Annotated in this window: 2 protein-coding genes and 1 pseudogene; 2 read left to right on the forward strand and 1 reads right to left on the reverse strand. The window is 43.0% G+C overall.

Annotated elements, in window-relative coordinates; all coding sequences use genetic code 11:
• The coding region (locus tag ACWHAR_RS27680) for a bifunctional hydroxymethylpyrimidine kinase/phosphomethylpyrimidine kinase (RefSeq protein WP_452088516.1) at positions 1-101 on the reverse strand (101 nt) is incomplete at its 3' end.
• A 143-nt stretch (positions 102-244) separates the two neighbouring features.
• Here ACWHAR_RS27680 and ACWHAR_RS27685 point away from each other — a divergent pair.
• On the forward strand, positions 245-583 hold the full coding sequence (locus ACWHAR_RS27685; RefSeq protein ID WP_003227432.1) for a PadR family transcriptional regulator: 339 nt from the start codon (positions 245-247) through the stop codon (positions 581-583).
• Positions 576-683 (forward strand): annotated as a pseudogene (locus ACWHAR_RS27690) (permease prefix domain 1-containing protein); the annotation flags it as partial. The gene ACWHAR_RS27685 and the pseudogene ACWHAR_RS27690, both read left to right, overlap by 8 nt.

The raw sequence follows: 683 nt of genomic DNA on the forward strand, positions 1-683 counted from the left end.
CCGTATACGTTTTTTTCTTGAAATGTTTTTAAATCAGCTTGAATCCCAGCACCGCCGCTGGAATCTGAGCCGGCAATGGTGAGTGCTTTATGCATAGACATGTCTTGAACCTCCATCGTGTTTTGTCTTTCATTATAGTTAGATTTTCTCTGTATCACAATATAGAAGATCTATAGGAATCATTTGACAATCTCAAGGTGCTTTCGTAAAATGCTACATAAGAAAACTAGGTAGGGGTTTTGAGATGTTAAATCGTGAGCTGGTTAAGGGAAGCACGGTTATATTGGTATTGACGCTTCTGAACGAGCGGCCGATGTACGGCTATGAGCTTGTAAAAGAAATGGGAAGCCGCAGCGGAAACGAACTGCAGATGAAAGAAGGGACCTTGTATCCTTCTCTTCACAAGCTTGAACGCCAAGGATATATTTCTTCCTACTGGGAGAAGCAGGAGAAAGGACCGGACCGCAAATATTACAGGATTACAGACGAAGGCAAAGAAGTGCTGGCGGAACGCACGAAGGAATGGAGCGTATTTTCAGCCATGATGGACCGAATACTGAAGTGGAGCGGACAAAATGGATAAAGAAACATATGTATCCGAAATCAAAAGCGGGCTTAAAGGGCTTCCTGAAGACGAGGCAATGATAGAAGAGATTGAGAGCCATATTGAACACCATCTGTTT

This window comes from Bacillus sp. LR--39, from assembly GCF_053613335.1.

What these genes read in the sequence shown, in the direction of transcription:
- ACWHAR_RS27685 (WP_003227432.1), top strand. Translation starts at nt 245, where the DNA reads ATGTTAAATCGTGAGCTGGTTAAGGGAAGCACGGTTATATTGGTATTG.